Raw genomic sequence first — 15,000 nt, 5'->3', positions numbered from 1 at the left:
GTTGTATTATTATCACCTGGGATAACTACTTTCGTTCTAGGTGGGTATGTTGTTCCATCTGGTTTCTTAGGCGTTACTACTGCATCTCCATTTGGTTTTCTTGTAATTTCAATTTCACCTGGTTGTTCTGTTTGAGGTGCATTTGGATCTAATTTCTTAGGTGTTTTTACGTTTACTTCAACAGAAGGTTTTCCTGGCGGTGTAATTTTACCTGTTCCTGGAATTTCCCCATCTGGTAAGTCTTTATTCGGAATAATTACTTTTCCATCTGGTCCTGTTGTTACCACAATTGGTGTGCCATTCTTACCTGGAATTTCTACCTTCGTTCCTGGTGGATATGTTGTTCCATCTGGTTTCTTAGGTGTTACCGTTACGTCTCCTGTATTTGGATCTTGATCTAATACTATTGCTGGTGTTAAACGAGCTGGCGTTTCAACAGTAACTTTTTCAGGAGTTTTATCTGTACCAGGCTCAGTGATTGTTCCTGGACCTGAGATTTTACCATCTGGTAAATCTTTATTTGGCACTTTACCTTTACCGTCTTGTCCAATTGTTACAGTGATTGGATTTCCATCTTTTCCTGGAATTTCTACCTTAGTTCCTGGTGGGTATGTTGTTCCATCTGGTTTCGTTGGTGTTACTGTTACTTCTCCTGTATCTGGATCTTGTTGTAACTCTACTGTCGGTGTCTTACGGGCTGGCGTTGTCACATCAACTGGATTAGATGGTCTCTTATTCGGTTCTGTTACGATACCTTTTCCTGGTAAATTTCCTTTTGGAAGTTTATCATTTGGAACTGTTCCTGAACCGTCATTTCCAATTGTAAGTTCAATTGGAGTATTGCCATTTCCTGGAATCGTTACAGTTGTTCCTGGTGGATAAGTTCCTCCACCTGGTTTCGTTGGTGTTACGATTGCATCACCATTTTCTTTACGAGTAATTCCTATAGTTGGAGTTTGAGTCGTAGGAACTTTCGGATCTGTTCCGTTTTTCTTCTCTTCCTCATCTGGAATTCCATCGTTATCATCATCTGCATCTTCTTTGTCTGGAGTTCCATCTCCATCTGTATCTCTCAGAATCGTTACTGGAACTTCTACCTTAATTTCCTCAGTTTCTTTTCCAGTTTTTCCATCTTTTTCTTTTGTAATTTTAACAGGAATGTTAATTTGACGTTCTTCTTCATCTTTGTCCCAGTTATCTACTGTTGGAGTTCCTGTTAACTCACCATTTCTGTTAACTGATAATCCATTTACTGGTGGATTTTCTGTTGTAATTGTAGCACCTGGTTTATTTGTTGTTACAACTGTAACCGGTGGAACTTCAGCTTTTTCTCTTACAGGAGCTGGTGGTGTCACATTTCCTGTTAGTTCATCTGCTACTTTTGGATTTTTATCTTGATCATCTGGAATACCATCATTGTCATCGTCTAAATCATCTTTATCTGGTGTTCCATCTCCATCAGTATCTCTTAATACATTGACTACAACGTCTTTTTCAACTGGTGTATCACCATCATGTGTTACTGTTACTTTAATCGTTACAGTACGATGTTCTTCGATTTCTCCCCAGTCTTTAACATCTGGCGTTCCAGTAACTTTACCATCAGGAGTTACAGTTAGTCCATTCTTAGGAGTTGGAGTAATTGTGCTATTGTCTTTATTAGGTGTTACCACTTTATCACTTGTATATGCTTTGTTTTCAATCGCATCTACCGGTGTTCCTACTTCGACTGTTAATGGTTTTCCAGCAGTTTCTGTAGATGATTGACTTGTTAAGTCTGTTGTCTTACTTGTTACTTTTGCTGTAACTGGTGAACCATCTTTTACTTTATCCGCAGGAATAGTCACTTTACCATTTGCATCAACAGCAATTGTTGGATCAGAACTTGTCCAAGTTCCATCTCCAGCTTTTGTTACTGTTACTGTTTGTGGCGTGTTATCTTCACCTGTATATGTGATAGTTGTAGTTCCTTCTCCAGTTAATATCGGTGTAATTTCTACAGTTCCATTTTCTTTTGGTGTCACTATTGGAGCTTGCGGTTTCACTTTAACAATTACATCTGTTGTTTCTGTTGAACTATCTTCATAAGTAATTGTCACTGGAATTGTATGTTTACTATCTGGAGTTACTTTCGGTAATTCAGAATTTCCCACTACACTTGTAATCTTAGCTGCTATGAAATCTTTCGTTTCAGTTCCATCTACTACTCCAGTAACCCCTGTTTTTCCTGATAAATCAGAATTTGTTAATGGAGAATCTACTTCTTTAATAACATCAACAGTCGTTACTTTGTGAGGTGTTGTTGTATATGTCGCATCATCAGAATCTACAGCTGATCCACCTGTACCTTTTGTTGATTTGGCAGTCACACTAGTTCCTACTAACTCTTTAGGAATTTCTAATGAACCATTATGGAATACTAGGCCTTCTTTCGGTGTTTCAAGTTCCCATCCAGCATCTTTCTTCACTAGTGTTACAGTTCCATCTGTTAATGGAATTGTTACTTTATCCCCATCTGTTGGTGGCGTTACTTTCACATTTCCATTTTGCCATTGAGAAATACTTGGAGCTGCTGGTTTTTCTTCTTTTACAACTACATGTACAGTTACTTGGTTTCCTGCTTTTCCTTGGCTATCAACAGGTTGAAGCGTTACAGCGTATACTCCTGCTGTTGGATTTGCTGGAAGTCCAGTAACATTAACAGTACCTGTTCCGAACGGTTTATCCGTAGTACGATCATCTTCAGTATCAGATACCGTTACTAATTCTTTTAGTTTGTCTGCTGTTAATACTGTTCCTGCATCATAAACTTTAGGATTTTCTTGTGTTCCTACTGCTGCATCTTTCAACGTTACTACTGGAGCATCATTTGATACTGAAATTACTTTCCAATTTCCTGCTGGTGTTGCATTTTGTCCAGTTTCAGGTTTGTAATCTACTCGTAATCCTAATCCGCTAGTATAGTTATCTGTATTGTCTCCAGAAGCAACCTCTTCTTTAATAAGAAGTTTTTTATTATTATCTGATTCTTTTAGGGCAATGCTTACTTTGTTTTCAGCTTTATTGGCTTCATTTATACTATTTGTAATTCCTTGTACAAAGTTATTTGCATTTGTAACTCCAGCTGGCGTTGTAGGATCTACTTGCCAATCTCCACCATTTTCATTACGTACAAGAACAATGCTATTCGGTTCATTATCTGTATCTGAATTATTATGGAATCGTAACTCGATTCGTTTTGCATCATGCGGTACTGTTACATCAATATGCTTGCTTCCAGCAATTGTAGCAGAAGGTGAGTAATTACCCATTTTGACTACTTTAGGTTCACTCGTTTTAGAAACATCTGTATTTCCAACTTTGTTTACTACTGTAATCGCTGCTGGTTGAACTGTTTCTCCGTTTTTATTTTCGCTTTGACGAAGGTTCTTGTCATCAGGTAATGTCGCTGTCCAAGTATCTCCATTAATGGTTACTTGCCCATCTTTGCTTGATAAAACTGTATTGTCTTTATCATTTAAGTGTACTTCTACAACTCTATCATTATTATTATCTAATGTGAATCCACCTAACGTACCGCTAATCTTACGTGTTGTTGATGATACTGCATCCTGATTAAACGTTGGTTTTGGAGGTGCTACATGGAATGTAACCTCTTTTTCAATGCTAGCAGGTGTATAAACTTTAACTGCTTTACCGTCTATATTGGTTGTATAGTATCCTGCACCTCTTGGGAATTTCACTAATGCTTTGTAATCAGTTACTACACCTGGTTTGTTAAGCTCCGTAGTAGTAGTTACTTCACCAGTAGTCCCTTGTTCATTATTCTTACTCCATTTGAAGTTCATTCCTGCTGGGTAATATTTATCATCCACATCTTGCTTTATACCATCTGTTGCAGAAACTAACTTCACATAATTATGAGAGTCTTTACCGTTGTTTGCATTCGCTGCATCAACTAGTTTCGTTCCTAACTCAACTGTTTCTGGACTATTTCTAACTTCAACATCTACTACTTTATATTTATATTTATAAGTACCAGTGTTTCCTGTAGCGTCAGTAATCGTTACTTCTCCAACACGTTCTCCTAAATCAGCTGTTGATGTAGATGTGTTAGCGTCTTCTGTAATCTTAACATTTGTTCCACTTGTCCAAGAACCAGTTTTCTCAATACTTGTTCCATTTGGAAGTTTTGTTACGTTAATCGTCTTAATATCGTTTCTGTCATCTCTTACATTGAATGTTGGGTTAAATGTTGAACCTCTGAACACTACGAAGTTTGCAGTAGTGTTTTCATCTTTTGTTAACAACATACCATCCATTGTTGCGATTGGCTCATTCGCATCTACTTTCGTTACAGGAATTTCAATATCTTCTGTTGAGTGGTCAGGATATGTGATAGTTGCACCAACATAGTAAGTACCATTATCTTTCGGCTTAATCGCACCATCTTCTTTCATAGCAAGACTTAAACCAGTTGTATTATTACTGATCTTTACAGTTCCACGTGTAGATGTAAATGTCAGATTTGATTTCATTGAATCGAAATCTGATTGACTAATTTTCGCACCTGGTGCAGTAACATCTACATTAATTGGCTGAGTTGAAACTTGTGGATCATATTTCGTTGCTTGAGTTAGAACTTTAAATTTGATGCGAGTTTTATTTGTAACATCGTTAGTTTGATTATTCATCTCATTTGTTGCAGCATCTTTAGCTACAACATAACGTGTTACTTCATCATTATCTGTCCACTTTGTAGTCCCAGTTTTATAATCTCCTAAATTACCTGAAATTGTAACATCTCTTGGAGCATCTAATTCAACATTACTTTTACGAACAGCCTCATTATAAGATAAGCCTTCACCCAAACCTATATTGAATGTCTGACCTAATGCTATTCTAACTTCAGTCAATTTATTAGAATCGTCGGTTACCCTACCAATCGTTAGATTTGTATCTTCTGTTGGCGTTACATAAACAACTTGATCTCCGTTGGTTTCTACTTTTGTTTCTACATTATTCGGAGTAAATTCAAATTTCGGTGGTTCTGTATCCCCTACTTTAGAATTTGCTGTTGTTGTATCACTGTCTACACTATCTGTTGTCACAGATTTAGCTCTTATTTCAGTTGCGTCCTTAATAGCACGGTCCTTGATTGTAACAACACCAGTCTCAGGGTCAATCGTTACACCGTCTGCAGGTGCTCCACTTGTCAATGACCATCTATTTCCAGTTTTAGTTGCTGTAACTGTAATCGTCGTTTGACCATTGGGATGTTTATAAGTAAAGTTTAATCTATTAACATTTTCTTCACTTACCGGTGTTACTGTTACATCACCTTTTTCTAAAGGAGTAATTGTTGGTGCTGTTGGTTTAACATGGAATGTTTGGTCTCTTTCGATGGTAGCAGGTGTGTAGACCTTAACTTGGTTTCCATCAATTGTTTTTGTATAGTAACCAGCTCCAGATTTAAACTTCACTTCTGGTTTATATTCAGAAATGATTCCTGGTCTGCTCAATCTAGTTTCATTAGCAACCTCTGCAGTTCCCTTCTTCCATTTGAACGACATACCATCTGGATAATATTTATCATTACCATCGGCATTTGGAGCATCTACTACTTTCACATAATTATGAGAATCTTCTAATTGAGTATTTAATGGGACTGTTTTTAGTGTTTCTCTAATTGCAACATCTACAACTTTATATTTAAATTTATACGTTTTCTCATTGTTTAGTGCATCTTTTACAACAATACTTGCTTCATGATCACCTAATTGAGCATTATTTGTTGCAGTGATATTATTTCCTTCTACTTGTACATCAGCACCATCTTTAGACCAGCTCCCTGATTTTTCAAACTTCATACCACTTGGAAGACCCGTTACGCTTATATTTGTGACTTTATTTTTATCATCACTTACTTTAAAGGTTGGATTAAATGTGGATTCTTTGAATACTACATATGAATAATCCGTTGCTGTCTCTGATAATTCTTTACCATTAATCGTTACTTTTGGCGCTGTTGTATCAGATTTACTAACTGGAATTTCGATATCTTCAGTCGTGTGGTCTGGATATTCAATTCTTGCACTTACATAGTATAAACCATTCGTAGCGTTCTTCTTAATTGCACCATTATCATTCATAGTGATATTTAAACCAGCAGTTCTATTGTTAGCACCGTTACTGATTTTTACATCACCACGTTCTGAAGTGAAGGTAATATTTGATTTAATAGCATCAAATTCTGCTTGAGTAACCGTTGCACCTGAAGCAGTAATATCTTTATCAATTACTTGATTTCCAACATGCGGATCATATTTCGTTGCTTGTGTTAAAACTTTTAATTTAACACGAGTTGGATTTGAAACATTTTCAGTTTGATCTCTCATTTCCTTAAGTGCAGCATCTTTCGCCACAACAAAACGTGTAATTTCAACGTTATCTGTCCAAGCTGAATTACCATTACGATCCGGTAGTTTACCTGAAACAATGATATCTCTTGGAGCATCCACATCTCCATTATTTGTTTTAGTTACTTCGTTATAAGTGATACCTGAACCTAACCCTTGAATACCAAATACTCTATTAGATTTATCTGCGAATTTTACCTCAGATAATTTACCAGAGTTATCTGTAACTGTACCAATCTTTAAGTTTGTATCTTCTGTCGGAGTGATATAGGCTACTTGCCCTACTCCAGTTTCAACTCTTGTTTCTTTTCCATTAGGAGTAAACTTGAATTTAGGTGGTTCATTATCACCAACGTTTGAAGTTTTTGTTACTGGATCACTTTCCACATTGTCAGTTGTTTTAGATATTGCAATAACTGGGGCGGAATCTTTGATAGCTCTATCTTTAATCGTTACTTTACCTGTAGTTTTATCAATCGTCACACCATCAGCTGGAGCATTGCTTAATGTCCATCCATCGTTTGTTTTTGTTGCTGTAATTTTTCTTGAAGAATTATGAGGTTCATTATATGTGAAATTAAATGTATTTACATTCTTTTCATTCACTGGCGTTACTGTAACATCTCCATTGTTTTCTGGAGTTACTGTAGGTGCAGTAGGTTTTACTTGGAATTCGATAGTTTTATACAGGAATGATCTATTGATAATTTCATTATCTTTACCTGGAGTATTATTAGTAACTTTTTCAACTTCATTTGTTCCAGCATATCCATTATGGAAATAAGCAGCTGCTTTAACAGTTTGTTTACCAGGATCATTAAAGGTAACAACCTTGCTAACAGTATTGTTTGGTTGAATAAATCTAAACTTCATATCTCCTGGGAAGAATCGGTCACTTACATCTTTTCCATCAGTTGCCGTAATAAAATCATGCGAATCACTGTAAGAAGCTCCTTTAGAAGTTTTTACAACCAGAGTACCATCCGATTTGACTTCACCTTTATTTTTTTGGAAATCTAAGTCAACAACTTCAACATTAAATTTAACAGTTGCTTTATTGCCTCTATCAACATTGTTTCCTTGGTCATCTGACACTTTGAACGTAACCGCTTGTTTTCCTAATGTTGCATCAGCAGCTACTTTCCCCCTAATATTTGTTGTTTGCGGGTGTGCCTCTGTGGCTCCTGTTATTGAAAGCGTTCTTCCATTATTAAAAGTAACACCCTTAGGTAATCCACTTTCATATTTCAAGTTAACTTTACCTTTTGGATCGTTATCATACATTGTTAACGGAACATCTAAAATTGCCCCTCTATAAATACGAGTTGTAGGAGCATTAATCTCATTCTTTGTTAATACCCTTACTTTGTTTCCATCTGTCTCTGTTGGATTTGTCATCTTAACAGTTGGTTCTTGGTTATCTGGTGCTTCTGTTGGTCTAACTGGGTCACTTTTCTCAGAGACCACAACTCCTCCATTGTCAACCTTTGTTTCAGCCGTAATTGGATTTCCTGTCAATGCCCCATCAACTGTAATCCTTGCAGTAGTTCCAGTAGTTTTTCCTGTTCCGATAACTTTGCCATCACTATATAGAGTAACTGTAGATCCTGTTTTAACTCCTGTACCAACATTTACCGTGATTGTTTGATTTGTTAATCCTTTTTTATGAACGACATCATTAGCTGTAATAGCAGGTTTCTTAGGCTTAACCGTAAATTTCACCGCTCCATCTGCATCATTTGATGTTGATCCATCTTGGTATCGAGCAGTTGCTATATAGGTGAAAATTCCTGCTGTATCTGTACTTGGTTTAATATTATTTTTCCAACCCCAATCCATTCCTGATGGAAATTCCCCACCATTTTTAGGAGTAATATATTTAGCAGTTACTGGATTATCTGAATTTGGAAGGGGATCACCTACTGTTTTGTTATGCGAACTTCCTTTAAGTGGATATAATTGTGCGTCTGGCTTTGTTTTTAGACTTGTTCCTTGCGAACCTACAATATATGATTGATTAGTAGTTTGTCCAGTTGTAACAGAAGCAGCATACACATTACCATTAGCAGCTTCTGTTTCTGTCACATTATCCTTCAATTTTACTCTAGCGGTCATATGGATCGCATAATCTAAGTTTTCCCGACCGACTTCTATTCCAAGAGTATAACTGACCCTATCAGTGTAACTTCCATCTGTTCTTCTTACAATCTTATCTAAATAAGGATCGTCTTGGTTACGTTTAAACACTTGCCATTTTTGATCAGCACGACTTACTCCTTGTGGATCGTATGTAGATCTTCTATCCCCTGGGAAAACGTTGGTTCTTTGTCTCCATGGTTCTGAAATTACAGCCGTCTCCCCAACCTTTTGGAATTCTCTACCTCCATCAGAAAGCTTTTTACTAGGGTCTCGAGAAACATTTTGATAACGAGTAAAAGTTAAATTTTCTACTTTATTAGAACCATCCATGATATTAAACGGAGGTTGGAAATAATAATGCTGACTATAAGAGAGATCTGCCATGGCCACTCCATTATTATTGAAGTAAACATCATAGACCATCCATTTACCTGAACTGCTTTGTTCATATTTTGCTTTAATTACTGTCTTTTTTTCTGTAAATTCAGGATCATCATTCCTTAAATATGATCCACCGTTAGTATTTCTATCGACCGATGCAAAGTATTTAACGTTTTTCAACGCCCCAGAGCTAACTGGTGTATAAGCTCTAAACTGTGTACCTTGACCCATGCTTTGACCATTACGTGGGTCATTCTTACCTGAAGTTAGACGCAAAGTCACTATTTTGACAGAATTAAACGTTCTTTTAACACGATTATTCAAATCCTCAAGTTCATTAGATGTTACCCTAGTATTTGTCAATAATCCTTGAGCAAGTGAGAGAACTTCATTTGCTTTTCCAAGTACTTCTTTAGTTGATTCATGTTCAGGGAGCTCAAGAACCGCTGCTTGTAATTGTTCAGCAGACAATTTTAGTGATTCTTTCTTATCTGAAATAGTTTTATCATCTTCACTTAGTTCAAAAGTGGTTTTATTATCTTTGATTTCAGTATTATTCTCAGTTGCAGTTTCTTGAACCGTGCTTGATTCTTTAGTAGCATTTGATAAGACAGTTAAGTCACTTTCTAAAAGGGAAAGTAGTTCATCTACATCCTTCTGCGCTGCAGGATCACTATCTAGTAGGGCTTGCCCTTTTTGAACTCTGTCTTTAATCGGAGAAAGAACTGAGTTGTCAAGATCTGATTTCGATGAAAGAGTAGTATTTAACTCTTCAACTACTTTTCTTAATTTCGCTTTATCAACTACTTTAACAATGTTTTCACTATTAGTTGGCATTTCCTTTTCTAAAGGATTCTGTGCAACTTCTACTTTGTTTTCAGTAGGTTCCGTAACGCCCACAGGTGGCTCGACCTTATTTTCAGGGTTCACTACACCTGCAGTAGAGTGTGAAGTGTTTTCAACTAGACTATCCGCACTCACGACGCGCGTACCTAAAAACATCAGTGCTGCTACAGCTACTGAAGCCGCACCAAAGCTATATTTACGAATAGAATAGCGCAAAACCTTGTCACTCTGATGACGTTTCATTCGACTGAATGACTTATTTTTATGTTCCATTTCTCCTCCTAAGGAAAATATAATAAAAAAGCAATCTTTATAACTTCAACTCCTTAAAAAGAGTTAAGCTACAAAAATCACTATGATGATTGCTATTAGCAAATAACATCACAGCTATCACAGCTATCACAGCTATCACAGCTATCACAGCTATCACAGCTATCACAGCTATCACAGCTATCACAGCTATCACAGCTATCACAGCTATCACAGCTAAATTATACTATTTTCTACATACTTAATCAAATATTTTGCCTTATATTCTTTAAAATTCGAGAAATATTGTATATTTAAGTATAACATTGTGAATATGTTGATATTTTTTAAAAGCAACTCTATTCACAAAAAAGTAGATTATACTTATCTACTTTCAAAAATCATTAAATTTCTTTTATTTAAGGTTTTATCCACATAAAAAACCTATAAGCTCTATAGAGGTATAATCCACTAGAGAGTTTATAGGACCTAGAATAGTTACTATTTCTTTTATTCTTCTGTTATATCAATCACAATCTCTTCTAATTCATCAAGAGTTTCGGCCTTTTCTTGCCACTGCTCCTTAAGATTATTGAATCGATCTTTTGATGCTTCTGTCGCTTGAAAAGCATAGGATTTAGCTTGAGCAAGGACACTGTCCACAGTGATTTCACCTGACTCAACCTGTTCTTTGGTTTTCAGAACAAAATCTGTAGCCTGCTCCTTAACTTCTGTCAGTTTTTCACAGACCTGCTCCTTGGCATACTCTGGATCTTCTCTCAAATCATCCAGAAAATCTTGAGCCTGACTGCAAACTTGTTTGCCCTTGTCGCTTGTTAAAAACAAGGCAAGAGCTGCACCTGAAACAGTTCCTAAAAGGATTGAGGATAGTTTACCCATAAGGATTCTCCTTTTTTATTTTTTTAAAAATTTACTTGCAAGACGAAGAGCTGACAAACTTGCCCCAGTCTTGAGTGTTTTTGAACCTGCTGATGAAGCTTTCTTGCTCAAGACACGCGCATGGTCATTGAGGTCTGAAACAGATAGAGATAAATCTGCAACAGCATTAAAGAGTGGATCAATCGTTGCCACCTTGACATTGATATCATCTGCCAAGACATTGACCTTAGCCAGCAATTCATTGGTATGATGTAAGGTCACATCCACATCTGAAGTCAAGGTTTTAATCGTCTTTTCTGTTTCATCGATAACACGTCCAAGCTTTTGTACAGTAATGATTAGATAGACTAAAAATACAATCAAAGCAAGGGCTACAAGAATATATGCAACTTCTAACATTTAGTTTTCCTCCTCTGAAATATAGTAAGGGGCCTTCTTTCGATTTTGATATAGAATGATAAAAATACCCAGTCCGATAAGGACAACTGATAGCCATTGAGACACTCGAAGACCAAAGAACATGAGGCTATCTGTTCGCATGCCTTCAATAATCATACGACCAAAACCATACCAAATCAAGTAAAAGGCCGTGATATAGCCTCGTCTGAGACTCTTCCATTTTCGTCTGACAATCAGAATCAAGGCAAATCCAAGAAGATTCCATAGAGACTCATAAAGGAAGGTCGGTTGACGGTAGCTCCCCTCAATATACATCTGGTCACGGATAAAACCAGGTAGATAATCCAGATTATCCACTGCTGCACCGTAGGCTTCTTGGTTAAAGAAATTGCCCCAGCGTCCCAAACTTTGGGCTATCATAACGCTAGGTGCCGCAATATCTAGAAAATCCCAAGTATTGATGAGTTTACGATCAGCAAAGATATAGAGTACAAGAGCCCCAGCTATCAAACCACCGTAAATGGCCAAACCACCATTCCAAATGGCAAAAATCTCTCCTACATTCTGACTATAGTAATCCAAACGGAAAATAACATAGTAGAGACGAGCTCCTAAAATAGCCAAAGGAAAGGCTATCAAGATAAAATCTAAAATATCATCTGGTATGATCTTCTTTCTAGGCGCTTCTTTCATGGTCAAATAAACCGCAAGAATCAAGCCTGTCACAATACACAAGGCATACCAACGAATGGCTAGGGGTCCTAGTTGAATAGCAATTGGATCAAGCATTTTGCACCTCATTTCGAGCGATGAGATTTGTCAAGCGTTCTTCGAACAAACGAGTCGCATCAAAGCCCATTTCCTTGGCACGATAATTCATGGCAGCTGCCTCAATCACGACAGAGATATTACGACCTGTTTTAACTGGAATACGGATACGAGGAATGGCTACGCCAGAAATTTCGAGTTCCTCTGCATTGTTTCCAAGACGATCAAAGGTCTTATGCGTATCGTAATTTTCCAAATAGACAGCAAGCTGAACCTGTGAAGAGTCCTTGACAGCACTGGCACCGTAGAGGCTCATGACATCGATGATCCCAACCCCACGAATTTCAATCAAGTGTCTCAAGATTTCAGCCGGTTCTCCCCAAAGAGTTAATTCATCCTTAGAGTAAATATCTACCCGATCATCTGCTACCAAGCGATGACCACGTTTGACAAGCTCCAGACCTGTCTCACTCTTACCGATTCCACTATCTCCCTGAATCAAGACACCCATCCCATAGATATCCATCAAGACACCGTGCACACTGGTACGTTCTGCCAAACGAGAATCCAGATAACTAGATAACTCTCCAGACAAACGACTAGTAGCTGTACGGCTGGTTAAAATGGCAATCTTACATTCTCTGGCTGCCTTTAACATTTCCTCTGGAACCACCAAACCACGAGCAACAATGACCGCAGGTGTCTCAGGTAGAAACATTTTTTTCAAAACTTCATAACGGCTGTTGGAAGGCATGCTGATCAGATAAGACCACTCCTTCATCCCCAAAAGTTGAATCCGCTCTGGCGTATAGTAGTCAAAATAGCCTGTCATTTCAAGACCAGGTCGCGTAATATCCGCTATATTGATTTCCTTTTCAAGCAATTCTGGTTCGCCATAGACAATGTCTAGTCTAAGCTTTTCAATCACTTCTTTTACTAAAACCGACATCATTTCCTCCTTCAATCAAGTTCTTTTTACTATTATATCAAATTGTGGGAGGAAGTTTCTGATTTTTGCAGGCTTTGGAGTATTTATTTAAAAGAAAAAGGACTAGATTTCTCTAGCCTTTCATTTCTAATTAGAATTTTTTACGTTTACGAGCTGCTTCTGATTTACGTTTACGTTTTACAGAAGGTTTTTCATAGAATTCACGTTTGCGTGTTTCTTGAAGAGTACCAGCTTTAGTAACCGCACGTTTGAAACGACGAAGCGCGTCGTCAAGAGATTCATTCTTACGTACTACTGTTTTAGACATTTTTTTCACTCCCTTCAAGTTTAATATCTATTTTATTCTACACGTAAAAGGAATAATTGTCAAGCAAAAATGCGGTTTAATTTTGATTTTTTCTTCCATTTATACAAGAGTTGAAAGCGCTTAGCGCCTGTTTATATGATGAAACAGGATTCAGTACTTATTTTTATCGAGAATATGGTCACTCATTAAAGGGATAGATCATATGTCTAAAAGAAGATATCAGAGGATTTCTTTGGTTGTAGCGCCTTCCTACTAGGAGATTTCTTATGAGAGGTACTTGTTTAAGCTTTGAAAATCGGACTTATACTCTTCGAAAATCTCTTCAAACCGCGTCAGCTTCGCCTTGCCGTAGGTATATGTTACTGACTTCGTCAGTTCTATCCACAACCTCAAAATACTGTTTTGAGCAGCCTGTGGCTAGCTTCCTAGTTTGCTATTTGATTTTCATTGAGTATTATCATCTGATGTTTATCAAACAATCTACCAATTAAGCTTCTTCGTCTTCTTTACGACGACGGCCTGCAAGACCAAGACCAAGTAAGGCACTTGCGGCCGCTACTACCATAGATACTATAGAATCTACTGTACCTGTGTTTGGCAATTCTTTAGCGACTGTACGCACACTTGCTTGTGCTGATGCTGTTTGACCGGCGTTAACTGCTGCTTGAGTTGTAGCTGGAGCTACAGCTGGTGTTTGAGCAGCTTGGTCGTTAGTTGGAGTTGCATGATCAGTTGATAGAGCAACTTTCGCCATGAAGTCTTCGATACGTTTAATCATTGCATCCACTTCTGCTTGACTTGCGTCTGCATTAGCAAATACTTTCTTAGCATCTGCTGATAAGTCATTCGCTTCTTTTGCAGTTTCTGCATCAAGCTTAGCTGATTCTTTAATGATTAATTCATCTAATTGATGGATAGCACCTTCTAACTTAGCTTTATCCACTTTCACATCTGTGTTAGTTGATCCGTTATTTCTGCCATAATCTGGAAGAGAAGTTTCTGGTTTAGACTCCCCACTTTGTGAAGCAACAACTCTAACCGGTACTTTTACAGTTATTTCTTTTCCATCTGCTAATCTTAAAGTTACTTTAGCAAACTTGTCCCCTAATGTATTTGTATCCGGTAAATCTATGCTAATGACCGTAACATTCTCTGGTAAGTTTAGTTTAGCAATGACATCAGCTTGACGAATCGCTTTTCCACGTTCAACTGTTACTACTCCAGTAATAGATGATTGAATGAATGCTCCAAGGTCAAAAGATGGTCGTTCATAAACTAATGAATCTTGATCCAACTGATATAAGAAGGTACGTAAAGCTTTATCTAGTTCAGCTTCAGTTGTCGCTTTATCAATGGCATCTTTTGCTTCTTTTGCTTCTTTAGCTACTTTGACTTTTTCTTCTGCCTTTTGTTCTGGCGTTAAGCTTGTACTAGCTTCAATAGCAACCGTCGCTGTTTTAGCGGCATCAGCAATTTCTTTTTTAGCAGCTTCTCTGTCAAGATCCTTCAACAATTCTGCAGCTTTATCTAATTCTGCTTTTACTTCATCTACTTTTGCTTGTGCTGCTTTAGCTTCTTCTTTAGTCGCATTATTTTCTTTTGCTAAAACTTTTTCAGCTTCAGTTTTTGCCGCTTCTAACTCT

General features: G+C 37.3%; 7 protein-coding genes and 1 pseudogene. 1 reads left to right on the top strand and 7 read right to left on the bottom strand.

Annotated features, from left to right (window positions below; genetic code table 11):
* A partial coding sequence (locus HT714_RS07920) for a YSIRK-type signal peptide-containing protein (RefSeq protein WP_173251761.1) occupies positions 1–10,058 on the bottom strand: 10,058 nt, incomplete at its 3' end.
* Between the two features lie 89 nt (positions 10,059–10,147).
* Between HT714_RS07920 and HT714_RS07915 the strand changes: the two genes are divergently transcribed.
* Positions 10,148–10,300: a hypothetical protein gene (locus tag HT714_RS07915; RefSeq protein ID WP_173251753.1), complete on the top strand. Its 153-nt coding sequence runs from the start codon at positions 10,148–10,150 to the stop codon at positions 10,298–10,300.
* Positions 10,301–10,544: 244 nt separating this feature from the next.
* Here the strand turns inward: HT714_RS07915 and HT714_RS07910 are convergent, their stop codons facing one another.
* The 6 genes and pseudogenes from HT714_RS07910 to HT714_RS09510 form a co-directional block, all read right to left on the bottom strand.
* The gene (locus tag HT714_RS07910) at positions 10,545–10,934 is read right to left on the bottom strand and encodes a YtxH domain-containing protein (RefSeq protein WP_173227131.1); all 390 of its coding nucleotides are present in this window, start codon (positions 10,932–10,934) and stop codon (positions 10,545–10,547) included.
* Positions 10,907–11,333 (bottom strand): annotated as a pseudogene (locus HT714_RS07905) (DUF948 domain-containing protein). Before HT714_RS07905 ends, HT714_RS07910 begins: the two are co-directional and overlap by 28 nt.
* On the bottom strand, positions 11,334–12,122 hold the full coding sequence (gene lgt, locus HT714_RS07900; protein ID WP_173227129.1) for a prolipoprotein diacylglyceryl transferase: 789 nt from the start codon (positions 12,120–12,122) through the stop codon (positions 11,334–11,336).
* A complete protein-coding gene (hprK, locus tag HT714_RS07895; RefSeq protein WP_173227127.1) occupies positions 12,115–13,050 on the bottom strand; it encodes an HPr(Ser) kinase/phosphatase in 936 nt (311 codons plus the stop codon). Before hprK ends, lgt begins: the two co-directional genes overlap by 8 nt.
* Positions 13,051–13,180: 130 nt before the next feature.
* Positions 13,181–13,357 (bottom strand): 30S ribosomal protein S21, encoded by a 177-nt coding sequence (gene rpsU / locus HT714_RS07890; protein WP_000048054.1) that lies wholly within the window; start codon positions 13,355–13,357, stop codon positions 13,181–13,183.
* A 487-nt stretch (positions 13,358–13,844) separates the two neighbouring features.
* Positions 13,845–15,000 (bottom strand): DUF1542 domain-containing protein (locus tag HT714_RS09510; RefSeq protein WP_240148120.1); only part of this gene is annotated, 1,156 nt, incomplete at its 5' end.

This window comes from Streptococcus sp. 3705 (assembly GCF_013277145.1).
Classification (GTDB): Bacteria; Bacillota; Bacilli; order Lactobacillales; family Streptococcaceae; genus Streptococcus.
This window is presented reverse-complemented; position numbering and strand designations above follow the sequence as displayed.